This window comes from Streptomyces albus subsp. albus (genome assembly GCF_000719865.1).
In the GTDB taxonomy this organism is placed as follows: domain Bacteria; phylum Actinomycetota; class Actinomycetes; order Streptomycetales; family Streptomycetaceae; genus Streptomyces; species Streptomyces albus_E.
The window spans coordinates 1-228 of the sequence record NZ_JOID01000118.1 but is presented as its reverse complement, the minus strand read 5'-3'; the positions used below and the strand labels follow the sequence as shown (position 1 = coordinate 228).

The 228-nt window shown below is 70.2% G+C and carries 1 protein-coding gene; it reads right to left on the bottom strand.

The features are described 5' to 3' along the window. Positions 1–228 (bottom strand): LamG domain-containing protein (locus tag IF83_RS34415; RefSeq protein WP_037682202.1); only part of this gene is annotated, 228 nt, incomplete at both ends.

Below are 228 nucleotides of genomic sequence, written 5' to 3'. Positions count from 1 at the left end.
GAACGTGTAGTTCCCGTCCTTGTCGTCCAGCTTCACCCACGCCGACACCGAGAACGACTTCGTCGTGTCCACCACCGGACCCGCCGTCGCCGCATACCCCGACGAACCGTCCAGCCCCAGCGCGGAACCCTTCCTGCCGACCGCCCCGAACTGAGCCCCACCGGCCACCGCGGCCGCGAACTCCTCCGCCTCACCGCCCAGCACACGACGCGAACCCGCACCCTCGTC